Raw genomic sequence first — 23,252 nt, forward strand, 5'->3', positions numbered from 1 at the left:
GCATCACGGCAGCAGAATGGTCGAGCCGGTGGTGCGTCGCGCCGCCAGTTCGGTCTGTGCCTTAGCCGCGTCGGCCAGGGCGTAGCGCTGGTTGATCTCGACCTTGATCTTGCCCGTGGTGAGCATGCCGAACAGCTCGTCGGCCATGGCCTGCAGGCGCTCCGGGGTATTCGCATAGCCGAACAGGGTCGGCCGGGTGACGAACAGCGAGCCCTTTTGCGCGAGGATGCCCAGGTTGACCCCGTCCACCGCGCCCGAGGCGTTGCCGAAGCTGACCACCAGGCCGCGCTGCGCGGCGCAGTCCAGGGAGATCGGCCAGGTGTCCTTGCCCACCGAGTCGTAGACCACCGGGCACTTGTTGCCATCGGTGAGTTCCAGGACCCGCTCGACCACGTTCTCGCGGCTGTAGTCGATGGTTGCCCAGGCGCCGTGCGCCTTGGCCTGCGCCGCCTTCTCCGGCGAACCGACAGTGCCGATCAGCTTCACGCCAAGGGCCTTGGCCCATTGGCAGGCGATCAGCCCGACGCCGCCGGCGGCGGCGTGCCAGAGGATGGTTTCGCCGGGCTGGACCGGGTAGGTCTGGCGCAACAGGTACTGCACCGTGAGGCCCTTGAGCATGACCGCCGCGGCCTGCTCGAAGCTGATCGCCTCCGGCAGCTCGACCAGATTGGCCGCCGGCAGTACATGCAGCTCGCTGTAGGCACCCAGCGGGCCGGTGGCATAGGCGACGCGGTCGCCGACCTTGAAGTCGGTGACCGCGCTGCCCACCGCGTCCACCTCGCCGGCAGCCTCGGTGCCCAGCCCGGATGGCAGCGCCGGCGCCACATAGAGTCCGCTGCGGAAGTAGGTGTCGATGAAGTTCAGGCCGATGGCGCGGTTGCGCACGCGCACCTGCTGCGGGCCGGGCTCGGCCGGCTGGTAATCGAGGTATTCGAGGACTTCCGGGCCGCCGGTGCGGGCGAACTGGATACGCTTGGCCATGTCGATCTCCTGAAACGCGCGGCGCCAAGGGATGGCGCCGCTTTGGGCAAAGGCCTTCATCCAAACCGCCCTGTTGATCGCCGTCAAGCGCGAGTTGGCGGTCGGCAATGCTATGCTTGCCGCCCCTTTGTTCGGCCTGCGGCCCAAGCGCCGTGCGGCTTTCCCGCTCCAAGGTGATTCCGTGACCGACCGTATCGAGGCCGTGAAGGCCTACCTGCTCGACCTGCAAGACCGCATTTGCGCCGCGCTCGAAGCCGAGGACGGCGGCACCCGCTTCGTCGAAGACGCCTGGCAGCGTCCGGCGGGTGGCGGTGGCCGCACCCGGGTGATCGCTGATGGCGCGGTGATCGAGAAAGGCGGAGTGAACTTCTCCCACGTGTTCGGCGCCGGTCTGCCGCCTTCGGCCAGCGCGCACCGTCCGGAGCTGGCCGGGCGTGGCTTCCAGGCCCTCGGCGTGTCGCTGGTGATCCACCCGCACAACCCGCACGTGCCGACCTCCCACGCCAACGTGCGCTTCTTCATCGCCGAGAAGGAAGGCGAAGAGCCGGTCTGGTGGTTCGGCGGCGGCTTCGACCTGACCCCCTACTACGCCAACGAAGAAGACTGCGTGCACTGGCACAGGGTTGCCCGCGACGCCTGCGCGCCCTTCGGCGAGGATGTCTACCCGCGCTACAAGGAATGGTGCGACCGCTACTTCCACCTCAAGCACCGCAACGAGCCGCGCGGTATCGGCGGACTGTTCTTCGACGACCTCAACCAGTGGGACTTCGACACCAGCTTCGCCTTCCTGCGCGCCATCGGCGATGCCTACATCGAGGCCTACCTGCCGATCGTGCGCAAGCGCAAGGCCATGCCCTTCAGCGAGAAGCAGCGCGAGTTCCAGGAATTCCGCCGCGGCCGCTACGTCGAGTTCAACCTGGTCTACGACCGTGGCACCCTGTTCGGCCTGCAGTCCGGCGGGCGCACCGAGTCGATCCTCATGTCGTTGCCGCCGCAGGTGCGCTGGGGCTACGACTGGAAACCCGAGCCGGGCAGCGAAGAAGCGCGCCTGACCGAGTACTTCCTGCAGGACCGCGACTGGCTCGCCGGCGCGTGACGGGGATCGCCCAGCTTCCTCCCCTCCTACGGGGCCACTGGCGTGCGTAGGAGGGTGTTGAGCGTGGCGAGCCCCAGCGACATCATCCACAAGAAAAAACTCTCCAGGATTTCCCATGGACCGCTATTGCGTCTTCGGTAACCCCATCGGCCACAGCAAATCGCCGCTGATCCATCGCCTGTTCGCCGAGCAGACCGGCCAGGTCATGCGCTACGACGCCGTGCTGGCGCCGTTGGACGATTTCGCCGGGGCCGCGCGGGCATTCTTCGCCGAGGGCCTGGGCGCCAACGTCACGGTGCCGTTCAAGGAAGACGCCTACCGCCTCTGCGACGAACTGAGCGAGCGCGCACGCCGCGCTGGCGCGGTGAACACCCTGAAGAAGCTCGCCGATGGTCGCCTGTTCGGCGAAAACACCGATGGCGCCGGCCTGACCCGCGATCTGACGGTGAACGCCGGTGTGCCCCTGAGCGCCAGGCGCGTGCTGGTGCTCGGTGCCGGCGGCGCGGTGCGCGGCATCCTCGAACCCTTCCTCGGCGAACGCCCGGCGGCGCTGGTGGTGCTCAACCGCACCGTGCAGAAAGCCGAGCAACTGGCACGTGAATTCGCCGACCTCGGCGAGGTGCGCGCCGGTGGTTTCGACCTGCGCGACGAGCCCTTCGACCTGATCGTCAACGGCACCTCGGCGAGCCTGGCCGGCGAGCTGCCGCCGATCGACCCGGGGCTGATCCGCCCGGGGCACACGGTCTGCTACGACATGATGTACGCCAAGGACTCCACCGCGTTCAATCGCTGGGCCGCCGAGCAGGGCGCGGCGCGCTGCATCGATGGCCTGGGCATGCTGGTGGAGCAGGCGGCCGAAGCCTTCCTGCTGTGGCGTGGCGTGCGCCCTGATTCGCGGCCGGTGCTGGATGAGCTGCGCCGGCTGATGGCGGCGTAGTTCGGCGGTGTTGGTGGGCAGCATCGGCGGATAACGCCGGGGGCGTTATGCGCCCTACTCCACCTGCAATGCCGTGCCCTCGCCCATCTGCCGGGCCAGCTCGTCGCGCAGCCGTGGACGGGCATTGCGCAGGACCAGGTGGCGACCTTCGCCGACCAGGCGGCGGGCTTCCTGCTGGAGCATATGGGCGCCGGCGAAGTCGATGAAGTTCACGTGTTGCGCGTCCAGCACCAGGCGGCGAGCGGAGCTGCGCTGGATCAGGCGTTGCAGGTAGTCGCAGGCGCCGAAGAAGATCGATCCCTCGACCCGCAGGATTTCTTCGCCCGGCCCTTCCCAGCGTTGCACGCGCGGCTGCGAGGTGCGCTTGAGGTAGACCAGCAGCGAGGCCAGGACTCCGGCGTAGATGGCGTTCTGCAGCGGCAGCAGCAAGGTCGCCACGGCGGTCGCGGCCATCACCGCGAATTCGCTGCGGCTGCCGCGCCACAGGGCGCGCAGGGCCGGGCGATCGACCAGGCCCCAGGCGATCAGCAGGATGCCGCCGGCCATCGCCGGCAGCGGTATCTGTGCCAGCGAGCGGCTGCCGAGCCAGGCCAGCGCGGCCACCCAGGCGGCGGAGAAGACCCCGGCCAGCGGCGAACGCGCGCCGCTGTCCAGGTTCAGCCCGGAGCGGGTGAAGGAGCCCGCCGAGAGGCTGCCGGAGAACCAGGGGCCGAGCAGGTTCGACAGGCCCTGGGCGCGCACCTCCCGGTTGCTGTCCAGCGGCTGCTGGCTGCGACCGGCCAGGGCGCGGGCGATGGACAGGCTGGTGACCAGTCCGAGCATGCCGCAGGCGAGGGCGCCAGGCAGCAGCTGGGCAATGGCGCCGGCATCGAAATGCAAAGGGCTGAAGGGCGGCAGCGCAGCGCTGAAGGCCTGTACCCGCGCCACCCCGGCAAAGCGCGCCGGCAGCGCCCAGGCCAGCAGGCTGGCGACCAGCAGGCCGAGCAGCAGCGCCGGCCAGCGCGGCCGCAACCAGCGGCACAGCAGGCTCACCGCCAGGCCGAGCAGGCCGATGGCCAGGGACGCCGGGTCGCACTCGCCCAGGCGCGCCAGCAGCAAGCGCGCCGCCTCCATGGCGCTGCCCCGGCCGTGCACTGCCACGCCAAGCAGATAGGGCAACTGGCCGAGGGCGATGACCAGCGCGGCGCCAAGCGTGAAGCCGAGCAGCACCGAGTGCGAGACGAAGTTCACCAGTACGCCGACGCGCAGCGCGCCCAGGCTCCACTGGAACAGTCCGGCGAGGAATGTCAGCAGCAGCACGTACTCGATGTACTGGGCGCTGCCGGGCGGCGCCAAGGGCGCCAGCGTGGTGTAGAGCACCACCGAGATGGCCGCCGTGGGCCCGCCGACCATGTGCCGCGACGAGCCCCACAGGCAGGCCACCGCCACCGGCAGCATGGCCGCGTAGAGCCCGTATTGCGGCGGCAGTCCGGCGATCAGCGCGTAGGCGATCGACTGCGGCAGGGCCAGCACCGCACCGCCGAGGCCGACCCAGGCGTCCTTGCCGATCGCGCGTGGGCCGAGGCCGGGCAGCCAGTCGAGGAACGGCAGCAGGCGTTGCAGGCGGCCCATCGACGGCTCACAGCCTGGCCTGGACGGCGGCCAGGGCATCGCCGCCGTCACGGCTCTTGACCCCGTCCAGCCACTTGCCGAGGACCTGCGGGTTGGCCTTGATCCAGCCCTTCACGGCGTCCGGGTTGGCGACGTTCTTTTCGAGGATATCGGCCATGATGGCGTTCTCCATCGGCAGCTCGAAGGCCAGGTTGGCCAGCAGCCGGCCGCTGTTCGGGCACTGCTCGGCGTAACCCTTGCGGGTCAGGGTGTAGACGCTGCCGCTGGCGCCGAAGTACCTGTCGCCGCCGCTGAGGTACTTCATGTCGTACTGCACGTTCATCGGGTGCGGGGTCCAGCCGAGGAAGACGATCCAGCGCCCGCGCTTCACCGCGCGACCGACCTCGGCGAGCATCGCCTGTTCGCCGGACTCCACCAGCTTCCAGTCGCCGAGGCCGAACTCGTTGGCGGCGATCATCTTCTCGATCGACTGGTTGGCCGGCGCGCCCGAGCCGATGCCGTAGAGCTTGTGCTCGAACTGCCCGGCGTGCCTGCCGAGATCGGCGAAGCTACGCACCCCGGCGTTCCACACGTAGGTCGGCACGGCGAGGGTGAACTCGGTGCCGTCGAGGTTCTTCGCCAAGCGCTGGACCTGGCCGCTGGCGACGAACTTGTCGTGGTAGCTCTGCTGCGCCGGCATCCAGTTGCCGAGGAAGGCATCGACCTGGCCGTCGCGCAGGCCGCCGTAGATGATCGGCACCGAGAGGGTATCGACCTTGGCCTGGTAGCCGAGGCTGTCGAGCAGGAAGCTGGCGATGCCGTTGGTCACGGCGATGTCGGTCCAGCCCGGATCGGCCAGCTTGACGGTGGCGCAGGCGGCGTCCTCGGCGTGGACGCCCTTCCCGGCCAGTGCCAGGGCGGCGGCTAACAGCAATGCGGGTAGCTTGGTCATGCTCGTTCCCTTCAGCGTGTTGTGAAAGATCAGGGGTGTGGATAACGGGCGCGGCGCTCCAGGTCATCGAGGTCGATGTGGTTGCGCATGTACTGCTGGCTGGCATCGACGAAGGGCTGGTGGTCCCAGCTGGTGCGCTTGCCGCGGCTCAGGGCGTCGGCGACGAAGCGCCGGCGCCGCTGGCTGGCCAGCACGCGGGCGGTGATCGCCGGGATGTCCCAGCGCTCGCGTGCCTCGGCGAGGAAGGCCTGCAACAGCGCCTGGTGTTGCGCGGAGCCGGCCAGGTTCTCCAGCTCGTGCGGGTCGTTGCGCAGGTCGTAGAGCAGGCACGGGTCCTGCTCGGAGTAGATGAATTTGTAGGCGCCGCGGCGAATCATCATCAGCGGGCTGAGGGTGCCTTCGGCGGTGTATTCGCCGATCACCTGATCGTGTCCGCCCTGCCCTTGCAGGTGCGCCAGCAGCGACTGGCCGTCCAGCGCCAGTTCGGCCGGCAGTTCGCCGCCGGCCAGTTCGACCAGGGTCGGCAGCAGGTCGAGGGTCGATACCGACTCGCTGACCCGGCGCGCGGCGAAGCGCTGCGGGGCGTGGATCAGCAGCGGCACGCGGGCGGCCATCTCGAACCAGTGCATCTTGTACCAGAGGCCGCGCTCGCCAAGCATGTCGCCGTGGTCGCCGCAGAACACCACCAGGGTGTCCTCGGCCAGGTCGCATTCCTCCAGGGTTGCCAGCAGCGCGCCGATCTGTCCGTCGACATAGCTGCAGGCACCGAAATAGGCGCGGCGGGCATCGCGGATCTTCTCCGCCGGCAGTGGCTTGTCCCACAGGTCGATGACCTTGAGCAGGCGCTGCGAGTGCGGGTCCTGCTCGTCCTGCGCCAGTTGCACCTGCGGCAGCGGGATGTCCTGGTCGCGGTACAGGTTCCAGTACTGCGCCGGGATGCTGTAGGGGTCGTGCGGGTGGGTCATCGACACGGTCAGGCAGAACGGCTGTCCGGCGTGCTCGCGGACGTGGTCGTAGAGGTACTGGCGGGCCTTGAACACCACCTCCTCGTCGAAATCCAGCTGGTTGGTGCGCACGCAGGGACCGGCTTGCAGCACCGACGACATGTTGTGGTACCAGCTCGGGCGCAGGTCCGGCTCGTCCCAGTTCACCGCCCAGCCATAGTCGGCCGGGTAGATGTCGCTGGTCAGGCGTTCCTCGTAGCCGTGCAACGGGTCCGGGCCGCAGAAATGCATCTTGCCCGACAGCGCCGTGCGGTAGCCCAGGCGGCGCAGGTGGTGGGCGTAGGTGGGGATGTCCGCGGCGAAGTCGGCGGCGTTGTCCCAGGCGCCGATCTTCGTCGGCAGTTGCCCGCTGACCAGGGTGAAGCGCGAGGGGGCGCACAACGGGCTGTTGCAGTAGGCCGAGTCGAAGACCACCGCGCGTTCGGCCAGGCGCATCAGGTTGGGCATGCGGATCGGCGAGGCCGGATCATGCAGTGGCAGCAGCGGCGCGGCCATCTGGTCGGCAATGATGAAGAGGATGTTCGGACGTGGCATGGCGGGACTTATCCTATGCACGAATGTTATGGGATAGTGCTGTGGATGAGTTTCCTGCCGCGCCAATCGAGGGTAAAGCGCATGGCCAGACATGCTTCGGATAACGTCAGCTTATGCCATGGGCGCACATGAACCTGCCCCTGGAGCTGCTTCGGGTGTTCGAGTGCGCGGCGCGCGAGCAAGGCTTCACCGCCGCCGCCGCCGAGCTGGGCAGCACCCAGCCGGCGGTGAGTCAGCAGATCAAGCGCCTGGAGCGCCTGCTCGGCGTGCGCCTGTTCGACCGCGTGCACCGCGGCATCGTCCTCACCGACAGTGGTGTGCTGCTGCAACGCCATGTGCAGGCCGGGTTGGCCGAGCTGGATGCCGGCATCGCCGCGGTCAGCGCCCGGCGCAGCCAGGAAGTGCTGCAGGTGGCCACCGATTTCGCCTTCGCCGCCTATTGGCTGATGCCGCGCCTGCCGCGTTTTCGCCAGGCCCACCCCGAACTGGATGTCAGCCTGCTCAGCAGCGAGCGCAGCCCCAACGTCTTGCGCAGCGATGTGGACGTGGCGATTGCCTTCGGCGACGGGCGCTTCAAGCACGGCGAGGCACTGCGCCTGTTCAGCGAAGAGGTGTTTCCGGTGTGCAGCCCGCGCCTGCTGGAAGGCCGCGCGCTGCCGTTGCCGCGCGAGGAGCTGGCGCGGCTGCCGCTGCTGCACCTGAAGTCCGAGGCGCTGAGTCGCTGGTTCGACTGGCCGGCGCTGTTCCGCGCCCTGGACATCCAGCAGCCGGCGGAGTCCGCCGGGTTGCGCTTCGACAACTACACCCTGCTGGTGCAGGCGGCCATCGCCGGGCAGGGCGTGGCGATCGGCTGGCGCCATCTGGTCGATGAGCCGATCGACCAGGGCCTGCTGTGCAGGCCCATCGTCGAACATGCCTGCTCGCGTTTCGGCTATTACGCTGTGCTGCCCGAACGCAAACGGCGCGCGCGCCTGGTGCAGCCCTTCGTCGACTGGCTGCGCGCCGAACTGGAAGGAGGCCCCGAGCCGCAATGAACCCCTACCCCGAGATTGCCATCCACGGCTATCACGCCCACGTCTATTTCGCCGCCGAGACTCTGGCGCAGGCCCGCGCCCTCTGCGAGGAAGCGGCGCGGCGCTTCCCGCTGCAGATGGGCCGGGTACACCAGAAACCTGTCGGCCCGCATCCGGACTGGAGCTGCCAGTTGGCCTTCGCGCCGTCGGTGTTCGCTGAGTTGGTGCCCTGGCTGGCGTTGCACCGCGGCGGGCTGGTGGTGTTCATCCACCCGCTGACGGGGGACGACCTGGTGGATCACCGCGATCGGGCGATCTGGCTGGGGGCGGTCCGGCCGTTGGACCTGAGCTGCCTGCAGCCGCCGGCCTAGCTGGCTTCGCGCAAGGGCTGCAGGGCGGCCAAGGGTTCGTCGATGCGCGTGTGCAGGCTCAGGCAGTGGTGTTGCAGGATCTCGCCGAGCAGTTGCTGCGCCGGCAGGGCCAGGTAGGCCTCCAGGCAGGCGGCGTCATCCCAGCGCCCGCGCAGGCGCCAGACATCGCGGCTGGTGGCTGGCAGGCGCACCTCATAGGCCTGGCAGCCGGGCAACTGGTGCGCGGCGCTGATCAGGCGGTCGAGCAGGACGGCGAGCTGCGTTTCATGGCCTGGGCGGGAGTGGATCAGTAGGTGGTGTTCGATCGGTTGTCGACTGTCCATGCAGGTGTCCTCCGCTAACCTGGGCCGTGCTGAACGGAACGGGGCCCAGTACACCCAGGGTAAGTGCCGGGGGCGCGGCGGGGTTAGCCGGATGCTGCCGGCTTTTTGCCTGATCCTGCGCTGCTCGCCGAACTGCCCGCGAGACGGCCTTGCCAGGCTCTGGCCTGAGCATCTTTGACGCTTGCCGGGGCGTTGCGCTTGTCCATTCCTGCCGATTGCTTGCCTGATCCTCCAGCGCTCGTCGTTCTGTCGCACCCCTCGTGCGCGCCCGGGCGTAAGCTGTCCGACGCCGCAACCGGAGGTCCGCGTATGTCCCAGCCGCTTTCCCCGCACGATTCGGTCGCCGCCAGCCGGCAGGAGCTGGCGGACATCATCCAGCGCCATTGCCCCAGCGAAGGCGTGTATGAAACCGCCGTCGATTCCTTGCTGGTCGCCCGCAGCGACTCGCCCAGCGAGGGGCGCATGCCGACCCTCTATCGCCCGGCGCTGTGCGTGATCGCCCAGGGCAGCAAAGACGTGCGCCTGGGCTCGGAGCTGTACCGCTACGACGAACTCAACCTGCTGGTGGTGTCGGTGACCCTGCCGGTTTCCGGGCAGGTGACCGAAGCCTCGCCGGACAAGCCCTACCTGGCGCTGCGCCTGGACATCGACCCCGGCGAGCTGACCCGGCTGATCGCCGAGGCCGGCCTCGTCGGCAGCACCCCCCGCCCCGCCGCGCGCGGCCTGTACCTGCAACGCCTGGACACCTGCGTGCTCGACGCCCTGCTGCGGCTGATGCGCCTGCTCGACAGCCCGCGCGACATCGCCATGCTGGCGCCGCTGTACATCCGCGAGATTCTCTACCGCCTGTTGCGCGGGCCGCAGGGCCACCTGCTGCACGACCTGGCCATGACCGACAGCCAGACGCACCGGGTGACCCGCGCCATCGAATGGCTCAATCGCAACTTCGACAAGGCACTGCGCATCGAGGACCTGGCCCGCGAGGTCAACCTCAGCCCCTCGACCCTGCACCACCGTTTCAAGGAAGTCACCGCGCTCAGCCCGTTGCAGTACCAGAAGCAACTGCGTCTGCAGGAGGCGCGCCGGCTGATGCTTTCCGAAGGCCTGGAAGTGGCGGTGGCCGGGCACCGCGTCGGCTACGAAAGCCCGTCGCAGTTCAGCCGCGAATACAGCCGCCTGTTCGGCGCGCCGCCGCTGCGCGACCTGGCCAGCTTGCGCAGCGCCCTCGGTGCGCAGGCGCTGCCGGCCTGAGCCTCAGATCCAGCCGAGCCAGCGCCACCAGGTGGCGGCGCAGAGCAGCATGAGCAGGTAGCCGATCAGCGTCAGCCAGATGCCGGTGCGCAGGAACTGCTTGGAGGTGAAGGTCTCGGTGCCGATGCAGACCATGTTCTGCGGTGCGTTGATCGGCAGCAGGAAGCCGAAGCTGACCACGTAGCCGAGCAGCATGCTCATGCCCAGCGGCTTGATCTCGCCGCCGAGCTGCTGCAGCAGCGCGATCATGATCGGCAGCATCGCCGAGGTCAGCGCGGTGGCGCTGGCGAAGCCGAGATGGATAAGGATCAGGAACAGCGCGAGCAAGGCGAAGACCCAGAACGGCGACAAGCCTTCCATGCCCAGGAAGCTGACCAGTAGCTTGGCCAGCCAGCCTCCGGCGCCCGTGGCGAGGATCGCCCCGCCGAGGCTGATGCCGACGCCGAAGACGATCACCGTGCCCCAGGGAATGCGCGCTTGCGCCTCTTTCCAGCTCATCACACCGATGCCCGGCAGCATCAGCAGCGCCAGGCCGGCCAGGGTGGTGGAGGCGGTGTCGAAGTCGTGCAGCTTGCCCTCGGTGGCCCAGAAGCCCAGCAGCAGCAAGGACACCGCGAGCAGCTTGCGTTCGTTGCGGGTCATCGGCCCGAGTTCGCCGAGCGCCTTGCGCACCGCTTCCTTGCCGCCCTCGATGCGCTCGGTTTCCGGTGGCATCACCTTGAGGATCACCGCGTAGAGCACCAGCGACATGAGGATGCTCCAGGGCGCTCCGGCGATCAGCCAGTCGAGCCAGGTCACCGATTGGCCGAGCAGCTTCTGCATGAAGCCGGTGGTCAGCAGGTTCTGCGCCGCCGAGGTCTGGATGCCGACGTTCCAGATGCTGGTGGCCTGGGCCACCAGGATCATCAGGCCGCCGGCGAAGGACGAGCGCTTGTCGACGCCGAAGGCGGCGATCACGCCCATGATGATGGGCACCACGCAGGCGACCCGCGCGGTGGCGCTGGGCACGATGAAACTGAGCAGGATGGTCACCAGGGTGGCGCCGATCAGCACCCGGTGGGTGCTGGCGCCGACCCGCGACAGGGTGTAGAGCGCGATGCGCTTGTCCAGCCCGGTGTGGGTCATGGCCGCGGCGATGAACAGCGCGGCGGCGACCAACGCCAGCGCCGAGTTGGCGAAGCCGCCGAGGGCCAGCGCCAGGGCGTCCTTGGTGCCCATCAACTGCTCCGGATGGGCCAGGCTCGGCGCACTGCCGAGGAGGAAGGCCATCAGCGCCAGGATGATGATGGCGCTGACCTCGTAGGACACCGATTCGCTGATCCAGACGATTACCGCGAAGGCGAGGATGCCGAGCATGCGCTGACCGGCCAGCGGCAGACCGGCCTGGGCCGGCAGCAGGAGGATGGCGACGGCCACCGCCAGGCCGCACAGCAGGCCCCAGGGCAGGCGGAAGGTGGGTGGGCTTGCGGATTGAGCCGGCATGCTGCCTCCAGGGTCTGGGTGGGTCTGTCAGGCAGTCAATCTAGCCCGCGGCGCAAGCACGCAACTTGAGGTAGATCAGCGCCGGGCAAAGCCCTTCGGCTGCTCTGCGCCGCGGCTCGCCGGCCGCCTCAGCGCTCGTAGAGTTCCAGCGGCAGGCCGTCGGGGTCGGCGAAGAAGGTGAAGCGTTTACCGGTCAGCTCGTCCCGGCGGATCGGCTCGCAGAGCACACCCTGGGCGTGCAACTCGGCCGCCGCGGCCTCCACATCCTCCACCGCGAAGGCCAGGTGGCGCAGGCCCTGGGCTTCCGGATAGGACGGCCGTGGCGGTGCGCCGGGGAAGGAAAACAGCTCCAGTTGCGTGTCGCCCAGGGCCAGGTCGAGCTTCCAGGAGTCGCGGGCGGCGCGGTAGGTTTCGGCGACCACGCGCAGGCCGAGGATGTCGCAGTAGAAGCGCTTCGAGCGCGCATAGTCGGAACAGATCAGGGCGACGTGATGGACGCTGTGCAACTTCATGGGCAATGCGGTCTTTCGCGGAGGGGGCGCTCTATCCTGCCAGCCGTGGGCGCGCGGTCAATGACGGCGAATCGCCGCCCGTCGCCGGCGAGGCTGGAGCGTCCGGGGTGTGGCTGCTAGAGTGCCGGCGCCAATTCAACCACGGCTGACAGGATGTCCCCGTACGGCCGCACTCGAAAGGAAGCAGCATGAAGAAATCCACCCTCGCCCTCGCCATTCCCCTGGCCATCGCCGGCCTCGCCGTGGCCGGCGCCTGGTACACCGGCACACGCGTCGAACAGGAAGTGAACCTCAGCCTCGCCGAGGCCAACGCGAAGATGAAGGAGCTGGCGCCCGATTCCGAGGTCAGCTTCAGCCTGCTGGGCATCGAGCGCGGCCTGTTCGCCAGCACCGCGCGCTACCAGCTCAGCCTGGCTGGCGAAAAAGGCCAGGCGCCGCGCACCCTGGTGTTCACCGACCGCCTCGAACACGGTCCCTTCCCGCTCTCGCGCCTGGCCCGTGGGCAACTGGCGCCGGTCATGGCGCAGAGCCACTTCAGCCTGGAACAGACACCGTTCGCCCAGCCGCTGTTCAGCGCCGCCGCCGGGCAGATGCCGCTCAGCGGCGAACTGACCATCGGCTACGACCGTCGCCAGACCGGCGAGCTGGCCATGGCCGCGCTGAACTTCAGCGGCAAGAATGACGTCCTGCGCCTGTCGCCGACCCAGCTTAGCTTCAGCATCTCGGCCGACAACACCGACGTGCAGGTCGCCGGCCAACTGGCCGAGCTGGACCTGACCAGTGCCGATCCCGCCTCCGGCAAGCCGGTGCGCATCGAGCTGCGTGGTATGGAGCTGGGCGCGCGAAAGCTGGAGATGGCCTCTGGCTTCGCCACCGGCCCGGGCACCTTCAAGGCGCAGCGCGTGACTGTGCAGAGCGAAGGCGTGCCCACCGTGGAACTGCGCGACATGCTGGTGGAAGAGTCGCTGAGCAAGGGCGCCAAGGGCCTCGACCAGACCGTCAGCTACCGCTTTGGCAAGCTCGCGGTGCAGGGCCAGGACGTCGGCAGCCTGACCCTTTCGCTGAGCGCCCGCGACCTCGACGAGGCTGCGCTCAAGCAGCTTTCCGAGACCTACAATCAGATCGCCCTGGCCAACCTGAAGAGCGACAACCCGCTGGACACCGAGCTGACTCCGGTGCAGAAGAGCGAGCTGCAAGCCCAGGCCCTGCGCCTGCTGGAAGGCGCGCCGAAGCTGGCGCTGGACGAGCTGTCGCTGCAGACCGCCCACGGCGCGGCACGCATGTCGCTACGGGTGGATCTGCGCAAACCGAACCAGGCCGCCGCCTCGCCGGAGGCGGTCGCCAGCAGCGTGCTCGCCTCGTTGAAGGCCCAGCTGAAGATCGACAAGCCACTGATCGGCGACCTGGTCGCGCTCAAGGGCGGCCTCGACGGCGGCCAGCCCGACCCGGTGGCCCTTAAGCAGGAGTCCGATGCCGCCAGCGAGCTGTTCAGCGGCCTGGCGCTCAACTCGAAATGGGCGCGCCTGGAGGGCGACAGCCTGAGCAGCTCGCTGAGCTACGCCAACGATCAGGTCACCTTCAACGGGCAGAACATGAGCGTGCAGCAGTTCGTCGCCTTCGTCCTCGGTTCCGCCCAGGGGCTGGGCCTGCAACAGGCGGAGTGAACCGGCGCGCGCATGCCGCGGAAAAGAAAAAGGCGGCCCGATGGCCGCCTTTTGCATTTCCGGCGTCTGCCTCAGCGCGCGTTACGCACGCCTTCGGCCAGTTCGCGGCACAGGCCGAGCACGCCCTGCACCGCATCGGCGGAGCTTTGCGCGTTGGCGATCTTGTCCACCAGCGCCGAACCCACCACCACGCCGTCGGCCAGCCGGGCGATGCTCGCGGCGTGTTCCGGGGTGCGGATGCCGAAGCCGATCGCCACCGGCAGATCGGTGTGACGACGCAGGCGCGCAACGGCCTGCTCGACGTGTTCCAGGGTCGCCGCGCCGGCGCCGGTCACGCCAGCCACCGAGACGTAGTAGACGAAGCCCGAGCTGCCGTTGAGCACGGTCGGCAGGCGCTTGTCGTCGGTGGTCGGGGTGGTCAGGCGGATGAAGTCGATGCCAGCGGCCTGGGCCGGCTGGCAGAGGTCTTCGTTGTGCTCCGGCGGCAGGTCGACGACGATCAGACCGTCGACCCCGGCGGCCTTGGCGTCGGCGATGAAGCGTTCCACGCCGTAGTAGTGGATGGGGTTGAAGTAGCCCATCAGCACCAGCGGGGTGCTGTCGTTGCCGGCGCGGAATTCGCGGACCATCTGCAGGGTCTTGGCCAGGTTCTGGCCGTTGCCCAGGGCGCGGATGTTGGCCAACTGGATCGCCGGACCGTCGGCCATCGGGTCGGTGAACGGCATGCCCAGCTCGATCACGTCGGCGCCGGCTTCCGGCAGGCCCTTGAGGATGTCCAGCGAGGTGGAGTAGCCCGGGTCGCCGGCGGTGATGAAAGTCACCAGGGCGGCGCGGTTCTGCTGTTTCAGTTCGGCGAAGCGGGTTTGCAGGCGGCTCATGCGTTCTGCTCCTGTTGCATGTGGTGCATGACGGTCTGCATGTCCTTGTCGCCACGACCGGACAGGTTCACCACCATGATGTGATCCTTGGGCAGGTTGGGGGCGCGCTTGAACACCTCGGCCAGGGCGTGGGACGACTCCAGCGCCGGGATGATGCCTTCCAGGCGGCAGCAGGTGTGGAAGGCCTGCAGCGCTTCGTGGTCGGTGATCGAGGTGTATTCGACGCGGCCGATGTCGTGCAACCAGGCGTGTTCCGGGCCGATGCCGGGGTAATCGAGGCCGGCGGAGATCGAGTGCGCGTCGATGATCTGGCCGTCCTCGTCCTGCAGCAGGAAGGTGCGGTTGCCGTGCAGCACGCCGGGCACGCCGCCGTTCAGGCTGGCCGCGTGCTTGCCGGTTTCGATGCCATGGCCGGCGGCTTCGACGCCGATGATCTTCACGCTGGCGTCATCGAGGAACGGGTGGAACAGGCCCATGGCGTTGGAGCCGCCGCCGATGCAGGCGACCAGCGAATCGGGCAGGCGCCCTTCCTTCTGCTGCAACTGCTCGCGGGTTTCCTTGCCGATCACCGACTGGAAGTCGCGGACCATCTCCGGGTAGGGGTGCGGCCCGGCGACGGTGCCGATCAGGTAGAAGGTGCTGTCGACGTTGGTCACCCAGTCGCGCAGGGCTTCGTTCATCGCGTCTTTCAGGGTGCCGGTGCCGGCGGTGACCGGGATCACCTCGGCGCCGAGCAGCTTCATGCGGAAGACGTTGGCCTGCTGGCGGTCGATGTCGGTGGTGCCCATGTAGACCACGCACTGCATGCCGAAGCGCGCCGCCACGGTGGCGGTGGCGACGCCGTGCATGCCGGCGCCGGTCTCGGCGATGATGCGTTTCTTGCCCATGCGCCGGGCGAGGAGGATCTGCCCGATGCAGTTGTTGATCTTGTGCGCGCCGGTGTGGTTCAGCTCTTCGCGCTTGAGGTAGATCTTCGCCCCGCCGCAGTGCTCGGTCAGGCGCTCGGCGAAGTACAGCGGGCTCGGCCGGCCGACGTAGTCGCGCTGGAAGTAGGCCAGTTCTTCGAGGAATGCCGGGTCGTCCTTGGCCTTGTCGTATTCGCGGGCCAGGTCGTGGATCAGCGGCATCAGGGTTTCGGCGACGTACTGACCGCCGAAGCGGCCGAACAGGCCTTTGGCGTCGGGACCGGTGCGCAGTGACATGGGAAGACTCCTGTGGGGTTGTGGTGTAGGAGCGCCCCATGGGCGCATTGGCGGGCCGGACCCGCTCCTACGGACATGGGCTGAGGATACGGCTGTGGCGGCCGCTGGAAAAGCGATAAGATCGCCCAAACATGTCAGAAAATCTCACAGGTTGATCGCCATGAGCCGTGACCTTCCGCCGCTCAATGCCCTGCGCGCTTTCGAGGCCGCCGCGCGCCTCGGCGGTATCGGCCAGGCGGCCGCCGAGCTGCATGTCACCCACGGCGCGGTGAGCCGCCAGGTGCGGCAGTTGGAGGAGCAGCTCGGGGTGACCCTGCTGGTCAAGGACGGGCGCGGCGTAAAACTCACTGATGCCGGACGCCGCCTGGGGGATGCGACCAGCGACAGCTTCGAGCGTCTGCGCCGGGTCTGCACGGAGTTGCGCCAGTCCGGCAGCGATGCGCCTTTCGTCCTCGGCTGCCCTGGCAGCCTGCTGGCCCGCTGGTTCATTCCGCGCCTGGACCGCCTCAACCGCGATCTGCCCGGGCTGCGTCTGCAACTGTCGGCCAGCGAGGGCGAACTGGACCCGCGCCGCGCCGGCCTGGATGCCACCCTGTGGTTCGCCGAGCCGCCATGGCCGGCGGACATGCAGGTGTTCGAGCTGGCGGTCGAGCGCATCGGGCCGGTGCTCAGTCCGCGTCATCCGCGATTCGCCGAGCTGCGCCAGGCGCCCGCCACCGCCTTGCTCGGTGAGCCCTTGCTGCACACGGCCTCGCGTCCCCAGGCCTGGCCGGAGTGGGCGCGCGCGGCCGGCCTGGCGCCCGGAGCCCTGCGGCTCGGCCAGGGCTTCGAGCATCTCTATTACCTGCTGGAGGCGGCCGTCGCCGGTCTCGGCGTCGCCATCGCGCCGCAGGCGCTGGTCGCCGACGATCTCGCCGCCGGCCGCCTGGCGGCGCCCTGGGGCTTCGTCGAAACCCGCGCGCGCCTGGTGCTGTGGGCGCCGGCACGCTTGCCGGACCGGCGGGCCGCCGAGCTGGCGGAGTGGTTGCGCGCTGAACTGAGCGAATGAGCGCTGGCAATTTGCCGCGCCTCTGGCGCTCTACTACTGTCCATTAGAACGCCCGTGACGGCGGAGCCGCGAACAGGAGAGCAGCGATGTCCAACCATCACACCTACAAGAAAATCGAACTGGTCGGCTCTTCGCGCACCAGCATTGAGGACGCCATCAACAATGCCCTCAGCGAAGCTTCCAAAAGCCTGAAGAACCTGGAATGGTTCGAGGTGGTGGATACCCGCGGGCATATCGAGAACGGTGCGGTGGGGCATTATCAGGTGACCCTCAAGGTCGGCTTCCGCATCACTGACAGTTGAGATTTTCGAGGAATGCCCGCGTGCGCGGGGATTCCTCGCAAGGGTTCCCGGGGCGGTCGCTGGCCGTGACCCGGTCCATCGCCCTACGGGGCATTTTTGTGTGTTCAACGAGGGAGCGTTCGTTCATGAAGAAAGTGCTGTTGGCTGTAGGCCTGCTGGCTATGGCGGGAAGCGCGTTCGCCGCGGCCAAGCCGTGCGAGGCGTTGAAGTCGGAGATCGACGCGAAGATCAAGGCCAAGGGCGCCTCGGGCTACACCCTGGAAATCGTCGACAAGGGCAGTGCCGGCGACAAGAAAGTGGTTGGCACCTGCGATTCCGGGCGCAAGGAGATCGTCTACGCGCGTCACTGACCGCTCGGGGGAATGACAAGCGCACCGGGGCTTCGCCAGGAGCCCCGGTTTTTTTATGCGCGCCGTCGGCGCCCGGCGCTTCCGGCACTCTGTCGCCGCGTCACTGTCTGTCGTTAGGATAGGCAGCGCCTCCAGGGGGGAGGCAGACGAGGGAATGCCATGAACATCAGCAAGATCGCCATTCTGTCGCTGGGCCTGGCCGGCAGCATCGCGGCGCAGGCCGCGACCAAGCCGTGCGAGGAACTCAAGGCGGAGATCGAAACCAAGATCCAGTCCGCCGGGGTGACCGCCTATACCCTGGAAATCGTCACCGCCAGCGAGGTCATGGACCCCGGCATGGTGGTCGGCAGTTGCGAGGGGGGCTCGCGCAAGATCGTCTACCAGAAGAACGACGGCTGAGGCCGGCTCAGGGCAGGCTGCAGTCCAGCGTGCCCTGGAAGTCGGTCTTGGCCACCAGTTGGCCGCTGGCATCGGTCAGCAGGGCCAGGGCGCTGCGCAGTTGCGGGCGCAACTCCAGGCGGTAGCGCTGGCCGGCCACGAAGTGCTCGTAGGTCAGCCAGACGCGGCAGGTGATCTGGCCCATGTCGTTCATTCCGTTGGGGCCGCCACCGCCCGGTACTTCATATTGGAAGCGCACTTCCAGGCGATGCTTGCCGGGTGGCACCTGGAAGTAGCGACCGTCGTCGAGCACGACGCCGTCCAGGCGCTCGGCGAGCAGGGTATTGGCCGGCTGGGTATAGAGGTCGACCCAGGCGCGTTGCGGGTCATGCGCCGGCAGCGGGCCGGCGCAGGCACCGAGCAAGGGTGCGAGAAGCAGCAGGAAGCGGGTGCGCATGGCGGTATGACCTGAAAGCGGGCCCCAAGGATTCCAGCATAGTGCCTCAAACTTTCTCGCAGCGTCCGGTCCGACCGCGCGCGACTTCCTTGGCCTCGGCGTCGTACAGCTTCGCCCAGGGATAGAAGCCGATGTTGCCGGTCTGCAGGCGGTAGCGCTGCCCGGCGTTGAAGTCCTTGTACTTCAGGGTCAGTTGGCAATCGCGCCAGAGCCCCTCGTTGACCGCGTCGGTGGCGCCTATGTCGCTGGCTGCGACCTGGAACTGGAAGCGCACGCGCAGTTCGTGCTGGCCGGGGTCGACTTCGAAGTAGCGCGAACTGCGCCAGGGTTTGCCGTCCACCTCCAGCGCGGCGAGATCGCTCTCGCCGTTGGTGTCCAGGTCGATCCAGGCGCGGTTGGGGTCCGGCCTGGGCAGGATCAGGGCGCAGCCGCTCAGAACGAGCAGGCCGCCGGCAAGCAACAATGGGCGCATGGACACTCCTGTCAGGGGTAGGTTCGGGCCGCACTGGGGCTGTGCTAAGGTGCCGCGCATGCCCGCTCGCCTGCCTATTGCGTTACTCGACCACCGACTGTCCCGCTGGGTTCCCTGCCTGGCGCTGGCGCTGCTGAGCGGTTGCTCCTCGGTCGGCTACTACAGCCAGTTGGGCTCGGGGCAAATGAAGCTGCTGATGGCCCGCGAGCCGGTGGCCGAGGTGGTCGCCGATCCCTCCCGCGATGCCGGGCTGCGCCAGCGTCTGGCGCTGGCGCAGCAGGCGCGTGCGTTCGCCAGCGCCGAGCTGGGCCTGCCGGACAATGAGAGCTACCGGCTGTACAGCGATATCCAGCGGCCCTATGTGGTGTGGAACGTCTTCGCCACCGCCGAGCTGTCGTTGCAGCCGTTGACCCACTGCTTCCCCATCGCCGGCTGCGTGGCCTATCGCGGCTACTACCGCGAGGCCGACGCCAAGGCCGAGGCGCGGCGCCTGAAGGCGCAGGGGCAGGATGTCTACATCGGCGGCGTGGAGGCCTACTCCACCCTCGGCTGGTTCGACGACCCGATCCTCAGCAGCATGCTGCGCTGGGACGACCAGCGCCTGGCCGAGACGATCTTCCACGAGCTGGCGCACCAGCGTTACTACCTGCCCGGCGACACCGCCTTCAACGAGTCCTACGCCAGCTTCGTCGAACAGGAAGGCGGGCGTCGCTGGCGCGTCTTCCGCGCTCTGCCGGCGGAGGACGCCGGCCAGGTGGGGCGCCGCGCCCGCTTCACCCGGCTGATCCTCGACAGCCGCGCGCGCCTGGAAAAGCTCTACGCCAGCGGCCAGCCGGCGGACGCCCTGCGTGCCGGCAAGGCCGCCGAGTTCGAGCGCTTGCGCCGCGAATACCGTGACGTGCGCGATCGCGAGTGGGGCGGCAAGGCGCCTTTCGACGCCTGGATCGAGGCGCCGATGAACAACGCCAAGCTGTTGCCCTTCGGTCTCTATGACCAGTGGGTGCCGGCCTTCGCCACCCTGCACCGCCAGGTCGGCGGCAACTGGCCGGCGTTCTTCGCCCGCGTCGAGAAACTCGGCGCCCTGCCCGACGCGCAGCGCCAGGCGGCGCTGGAGCACTTGCAGGCGGGGCGGTTCTACCCGTTCTGAGCGTGCAGACGGCGCGGCGCCAATGACGCCTCGCCCGATGCGCGGATGGCCGCGCTTGCCTTCACTCGGCAGCGTCCGGGCTGTGCAGCGGCAGGTCCAGTTGCACGCGCCGGCGCAGCCAGGGGCTGGGCCGGTAGCGCGGCTCGCCGTAGCAGGCCTGCAGGCCCTGGAGGATGGTGAGGATACGCGCCGTGCCGAAGTGTTCGCCGAAGGCCAGCGGGCCGAACGGATAGCCCAGCGCCAGGTGCACCGCGCGGTCCAGGGTGAGCGGCGAGGCAATGCCGCGCTGGGCGATCTCGCACCCCAGGTTGACGATGCTGGCGATCACCCGCTGGGTGATGAAGCCGGGTGAGTCATTGATCACTTCCACCGGCACGCCGTCGGTGCCCAGGGCCTGGCGCGCCTGGGCTTCCAGGCGCGGGTCGAGCGCCGGCTGGCGCATCAGCACGCGGCGTCGATCGAGTTCGCCGAAGCTCTCCAGGGCCAGGCTGCGTTCGGTCGGCAGGCCCTGGGCGTCGATGCAGGTGCTGGCGTCCTCGCCCAGCGGTGTGACCAGGCAGATGGCCCGCGCCGACGGTGTCTCGGCGCTTTCCAGGACCACCCCGGCCTGGCTCAGCAACAGGCCGACGCGGTGGCGCAGCTCCGGGTCCTGGCTGTCCAGCCAGAACGGCCGGTCGAGGTTCACCGGCTCGGGCCGCGGCTCTGCCTCGCGCACCTGCTGGCCATCCTGGTAGCGGTAGAAACCCTCGCCGCTCTTGCGCCCGAGCAGGCCGGCGGCGACCCGCTGCGCGGCCAGCGGCGAGGGGGCGTAGCGCGGGTCCTGGTAGAACTGCTGGTAGAGCGATTCCATCACCGCGTGGGAAATGTCCAGGCCGGTGAGGTCGAGCAACTCGAAGGGGCCCATGCGGAAGCCGGCCGTGTCGCGCAGGATGCGGTCGATCTGCGCGGCGCTGGCGATGCCTTCGCCGAGGATGCGCAGGGCCTCGGTGCTGAAGGCGCGGCCGGCGTGGTTGACGATGAAGCCGGGGCTGTCCGGGCTCAGCGCCGGGAAGTGTCCGGCCTGCTCGGCGAGCCGGGCGAGGCGTGTTACCACCGCCGCGCTGGTGCGCTGGCCGCGCACCACTTCGACGATGCGCATCAGCGGCGCCGGGTTGAAGAAATGGAAGCCGGCGACCCGCTCGGGATGCCGGCAGCGCGCGGCGATGCGGGTGATCGACAGCGACGAGGTGTTGCTCGCCAGCACGGTGTCCGCCGCGACCCGCGCCTCCAGCTCGGCGAACAACGCCTGCTTGGCGTCCAGGTCTTCGACGATGGCCTCGATCAGCAGGTCGCAGCCGGCCAGTTCGTCGAGGCTGCTGGCCGCCTTCAGGCGATGCAGGGTGGCGGCCAGGGCGTCGGCGCTGAGCGTGCCCTTGGCCGCGGCGCGTTCGAGCAGCTCGCGGTTGAAGGCCAGGGCTTGCTGGAGGCTGTCCGCGCGCGTGTCGTAGAGCAGCACCGGCACTCCGGCGCTGGCGAACAGCTGGGCGATGCCACGGCCCATGGCGCCGGCGCCGATGACACCGATGCGGCTGAAGGGCAGTTGGCTGGTGGCTGGCATGGGCGTTGCGGTCTCGTCTGGCTGGCCTGGTTTTACCTTAGTCGCTGTGCTCACGATGCGGCGCTCCGTTGTAGCTCCAGGTCGCGCAACTGGCGGCGGAGCATCTTGCCCACCGAGGTCTTGGGCAGCTCATCGAGGATTTCCACGGCGCTCGGCACCTTGTAGCCGGTCAGGTACTCACGGCAGTGGGCGATGATCGCGGCGGCGTCCAGGGCCGGGTCGCGCAGGCTGACGAACAGCTTCACCGACTCGCCCTTGCGCGCATCCGGCACACCGATGGCGATGCATTCGCGGATACCGGGGTGGCGCATCACCGCGTCTTCCACCTCGTTGGGGAAGACGTTGAAGCCGCTGACCAGGATCATGTCTTTCTTGCGGTCGACGATCTTCAGCAGGCCGGCGGCGTCCTGCACGGCGATGTCGCCGGTGCGCAGCCAGCCGTCGGCGTCGAGCACCTGGGCGGTCTCCTCCGGGCGCTGCCAGTACCCCTGCATCACCTGCGGTCCGCGCAGGCAAAGCTCGCCGGGCTCGTCGGGCGGGCATGGCTTGCCCTGCTCGTCGAGGATGCGCACCTGGGTATCGATCAACGGCTGGCCGACGTAGCCCTCGCGGTAGGGCGTCAGCAGAGTGTTGGTGCAGACCACCGGAGACGCCTCGGTGAGACCGAAGCCTTCCAGCACCGGGGCGCCGGTGAGGGCCTTCCAGCGGCGGCCGACTTCCACGTTCAGCGGGGCGCCGCCGGAGGTCACCCATTTCAGGTGGCTGAAGTCCAGTTCGCCAAAGGCCGGGTGGTTCATCAGCCCGACGAACAGGCTGTTCAGCCCGCTGAGCAGACTGAACGGATAGCGGCGCATGGCATCGATGATTTCCTCGAGGTTGCGCCCGTCGCGGATCACCACCGTGTGCAGGCCCATGCCCACCGAACTCAGGCAGTTCGTGGCGAAGGCCATGATGTGGTAGAGCGGCAGCGGCGCGATGCGCACGTCGCGCTCGGGGGCGAGCAGGCCCGGACGCATGAACAGTTCCAGGGTCTGGATGACGTTGGCCAGCAGGCTGTAGTGGCTGAGCATGGCGCCCTTGGAAACGCCGGTGGTGCCGCCGGTGTATTGCAGCAGGGCGAGTTTTTCCAGGCCGGCGACCGTCTCCAGCGGCGGTGCCGCGGCGCCCAGGCGCAGGGCCTGCATGAAGCGCGTGCAGTCGGGCTGCTCGCTCTGGTACTGCGGCGCCTCGATGTCGTCCGGCGCGGTCAGCAGCACCTGGCGCACCGCGCTGTCGTCCTGCACCTTGCGCAGCAGCGGCAGCAGGCGATCGAGCAGCAGCACGGCCACCGCACCGGAGTCGCGCAACTGGTGCGACAGCTCGCCGGCGGTGTACTGCGGATTGGTGTTGACCAGCACCAGCCCGGCCTTGAACGCGCCAAAGGCGGCGATCGGGTATTGCAGCGAGTTGGGCAGCATCAGCGCCAGGCGCTCGCCGGCTTGCAAGCCGGCATGGTGGCGCAGGTAACGGGCGAAGGCGTCGGCCTGGCGCTCCAGTTCGGCGAAGCTGAGGCGGCTCGGCCCGCAGGAGAAGGCGCTGCGCTCGGGGTACTGCGCGCAGGCTTCGCTCAGCAGATCGTGGACATTCCGGTAGCCGCGCGCAGTGAGCTGGGCGGCGACATAACCTTCGGCAGTGACGGGCATGCGGTGCTCCGTTTGTGAATTGTTATTTT

24 protein-coding genes are annotated in these 23,252 nt (G+C 68.5%); 11 read left to right on the forward strand and 13 right to left on the reverse strand.

What is annotated here, in order from left to right:
- Positions 1-3: 3 nt before the first annotated feature.
- Complete coding sequence (locus tag BLQ74_RS23235) at positions 4-981, reverse strand: NADPH:quinone reductase (protein WP_090267238.1); 978 nt, start codon at positions 979-981, stop codon at positions 4-6.
- A 181-nt stretch (positions 982-1,162) separates the two neighbouring features.
- On the opposite strand from BLQ74_RS23235, the gene hemF reads away from it, so the two are divergent.
- Positions 1,163-2,077, forward strand: a complete 915-nt coding sequence (hemF, locus tag BLQ74_RS23240) for an oxygen-dependent coproporphyrinogen oxidase (protein ID WP_090267520.1) — start codon at positions 1,163-1,165, stop codon at positions 2,075-2,077.
- 115 nt (positions 2,078-2,192) lie between these two features.
- Entirely contained in the window at positions 2,193-3,014 is an 822-nt protein-coding gene (gene aroE, locus BLQ74_RS23245; RefSeq protein ID WP_090267241.1) for a shikimate dehydrogenase, read from the forward strand.
- A gap of 54 nt (positions 3,015-3,068) precedes the next feature.
- Here aroE and BLQ74_RS23250 read toward each other — a convergent pair whose 3' ends face one another.
- From BLQ74_RS23250 to betC, 3 genes are read right to left on the reverse strand one after another with little or no spacing between them, the layout of a single operon-like run.
- Positions 3,069-4,625, reverse strand: a complete 1,557-nt coding sequence (locus BLQ74_RS23250) for a SulP family inorganic anion transporter (RefSeq protein WP_090267244.1) — start codon at positions 4,623-4,625, stop codon at positions 3,069-3,071.
- 7 nt (positions 4,626-4,632) lie between these two features.
- A complete protein-coding gene (gene choX, locus BLQ74_RS23255) occupies positions 4,633-5,556 on the reverse strand; it encodes a choline ABC transporter substrate-binding protein (protein WP_090267247.1) in 924 nt (307 codons plus the stop codon).
- A gap of 29 nt (positions 5,557-5,585) precedes the next feature.
- Positions 5,586-7,094, reverse strand: a complete 1,509-nt coding sequence (gene betC, locus BLQ74_RS23260; RefSeq protein WP_090267249.1) for a choline-sulfatase — start codon at positions 7,092-7,094, stop codon at positions 5,586-5,588.
- Between the two features lie 128 nt (positions 7,095-7,222).
- On the opposite strand from betC, the gene BLQ74_RS23265 reads away from it, so the two are divergent.
- Complete coding sequence (locus tag BLQ74_RS23265; protein WP_090267251.1) at positions 7,223-8,128, forward strand: choline sulfate utilization transcriptional regulator; 906 nt, start codon at positions 7,223-7,225, stop codon at positions 8,126-8,128.
- Positions 8,125-8,478 carry a DOPA 4,5-dioxygenase family protein gene (locus BLQ74_RS23270; RefSeq protein WP_090267253.1) on the forward strand — a complete coding sequence of 118 codons (354 nt, stop codon included), beginning with the start codon at positions 8,125-8,127 and terminating at the stop codon, positions 8,476-8,478. Before BLQ74_RS23265 ends, BLQ74_RS23270 begins: the two co-directional genes overlap by 4 nt.
- Here BLQ74_RS23270 and BLQ74_RS27480 read toward each other — a convergent pair.
- Positions 8,475-8,801 (reverse strand): antibiotic biosynthesis monooxygenase family protein, encoded by a 327-nt coding sequence (locus tag BLQ74_RS27480; protein ID WP_090267256.1) that lies wholly within the window; start codon positions 8,799-8,801, stop codon positions 8,475-8,477. The two genes, BLQ74_RS23270 and BLQ74_RS27480, sit on opposite strands and share 4 nt — an antisense overlap.
- 309 nt (positions 8,802-9,110) lie before the next feature.
- Here BLQ74_RS27480 and BLQ74_RS23280 point away from each other — a divergent pair, with 309 nt between their 5' ends.
- Positions 9,111-10,052, forward strand: coding sequence for an AraC family transcriptional regulator (locus BLQ74_RS23280; RefSeq protein WP_090267258.1), 942 nt, complete (start codon positions 9,111-9,113; stop codon positions 10,050-10,052).
- A gap of 3 nt (positions 10,053-10,055) precedes the next feature.
- Here the strand turns inward: BLQ74_RS23280 and BLQ74_RS23285 are convergent, their stop codons facing one another.
- Entirely contained in the window at positions 10,056-11,534 is a 1,479-nt protein-coding gene (locus BLQ74_RS23285) for a DASS family sodium-coupled anion symporter (protein ID WP_090267261.1), read from the reverse strand.
- 128 nt (positions 11,535-11,662) lie between these two features.
- A complete protein-coding gene (gene gloA2, locus BLQ74_RS23290) occupies positions 11,663-12,046 on the reverse strand; it encodes an SMU1112c/YaeR family gloxylase I-like metalloprotein (protein WP_090267264.1) in 384 nt (127 codons plus the stop codon).
- Between the two features lie 188 nt (positions 12,047-12,234).
- Here gloA2 and BLQ74_RS23295 point away from each other — a divergent pair, with 188 nt between their 5' ends.
- A complete protein-coding gene (locus tag BLQ74_RS23295; protein WP_090267267.1) occupies positions 12,235-13,710 on the forward strand; it encodes a YdgA family protein in 1,476 nt (491 codons plus the stop codon).
- Between the two features lie 71 nt (positions 13,711-13,781).
- Here BLQ74_RS23295 and trpA read toward each other — a convergent pair whose 3' ends face one another.
- Positions 13,782-14,588 (reverse strand): tryptophan synthase subunit alpha, encoded by an 807-nt coding sequence (trpA, locus tag BLQ74_RS23300; protein WP_090267271.1) that lies wholly within the window; start codon positions 14,586-14,588, stop codon positions 13,782-13,784.
- Positions 14,585-15,790, reverse strand: coding sequence for a tryptophan synthase subunit beta (gene trpB / locus BLQ74_RS23305; protein WP_090267274.1), 1,206 nt, complete (start codon positions 15,788-15,790; stop codon positions 14,585-14,587). Before trpB ends, trpA begins: the two co-directional genes overlap by 4 nt.
- A gap of 160 nt (positions 15,791-15,950) precedes the next feature.
- Here trpB and BLQ74_RS23310 point away from each other — a divergent pair, with 160 nt between their 5' ends.
- The 4 genes from BLQ74_RS23310 to BLQ74_RS23325 all read left to right on the forward strand — a co-directional run bounded on the left by BLQ74_RS23310 (position 15,951) and on the right by BLQ74_RS23325 (position 17,889).
- A complete protein-coding gene (locus BLQ74_RS23310) occupies positions 15,951-16,838 on the forward strand; it encodes a LysR family transcriptional regulator (RefSeq protein ID WP_090267277.1) in 888 nt (295 codons plus the stop codon).
- 86 nt (positions 16,839-16,924) lie between these two features.
- Positions 16,925-17,140, forward strand: a complete 216-nt coding sequence (locus BLQ74_RS23315; protein WP_090267281.1) for a dodecin — start codon at positions 16,925-16,927, stop codon at positions 17,138-17,140.
- A gap of 125 nt (positions 17,141-17,265) precedes the next feature.
- Positions 17,266-17,490 (forward strand): DUF1161 domain-containing protein, encoded by a 225-nt coding sequence (locus tag BLQ74_RS23320; RefSeq protein WP_090267286.1) that lies wholly within the window; start codon positions 17,266-17,268, stop codon positions 17,488-17,490.
- Between the two features lie 159 nt (positions 17,491-17,649).
- A complete protein-coding gene (locus BLQ74_RS23325) occupies positions 17,650-17,889 on the forward strand; it encodes a DUF1161 domain-containing protein (RefSeq protein ID WP_090267289.1) in 240 nt (79 codons plus the stop codon).
- 7 nt (positions 17,890-17,896) lie between these two features.
- Here the strand turns inward: BLQ74_RS23325 and BLQ74_RS23330 are convergent, their stop codons facing one another.
- Together BLQ74_RS23330 and BLQ74_RS23335 are read right to left on the reverse strand one after the other, a co-directional pair.
- The gene (locus tag BLQ74_RS23330) at positions 17,897-18,325 is read right to left on the reverse strand and encodes a PA0061/PA0062 family lipoprotein (RefSeq protein ID WP_090267292.1); all 429 of its coding nucleotides are present in this window, start codon (positions 18,323-18,325) and stop codon (positions 17,897-17,899) included.
- Positions 18,326-18,371: 46 nt separating this feature from the next.
- The gene (locus BLQ74_RS23335) at positions 18,372-18,797 is read right to left on the reverse strand and encodes a PA0061/PA0062 family lipoprotein (protein ID WP_090267295.1); all 426 of its coding nucleotides are present in this window, start codon (positions 18,795-18,797) and stop codon (positions 18,372-18,374) included.
- Positions 18,798-18,855: 58 nt separating this feature from the next.
- On the opposite strand from BLQ74_RS23335, the gene BLQ74_RS23340 reads away from it, so the two are divergent.
- Entirely contained in the window at positions 18,856-19,944 is a 1,089-nt protein-coding gene (locus BLQ74_RS23340) for an aminopeptidase (protein WP_090267298.1), read from the forward strand.
- A 61-nt stretch (positions 19,945-20,005) separates the two neighbouring features.
- Here BLQ74_RS23340 and BLQ74_RS23345 read toward each other — a convergent pair whose 3' ends face one another.
- The gene (locus tag BLQ74_RS23345; protein ID WP_090267301.1) at positions 20,006-21,541 is read right to left on the reverse strand and encodes a 3-hydroxyacyl-CoA dehydrogenase; all 1,536 of its coding nucleotides are present in this window, start codon (positions 21,539-21,541) and stop codon (positions 20,006-20,008) included.
- 50 nt (positions 21,542-21,591) lie between these two features.
- Complete coding sequence (locus tag BLQ74_RS23350; protein ID WP_090267304.1) at positions 21,592-23,223, reverse strand: long-chain-fatty-acid--CoA ligase; 1,632 nt, start codon at positions 23,221-23,223, stop codon at positions 21,592-21,594.
- Between the last annotated feature and the right edge of the window lie 29 nt (positions 23,224-23,252).

The sequence above is a fragment of the Pseudomonas panipatensis genome, from assembly GCF_900099785.1.
Lineage (GTDB): Bacteria > Pseudomonadota > Gammaproteobacteria > Pseudomonadales > Pseudomonadaceae > Pseudomonas > Pseudomonas panipatensis.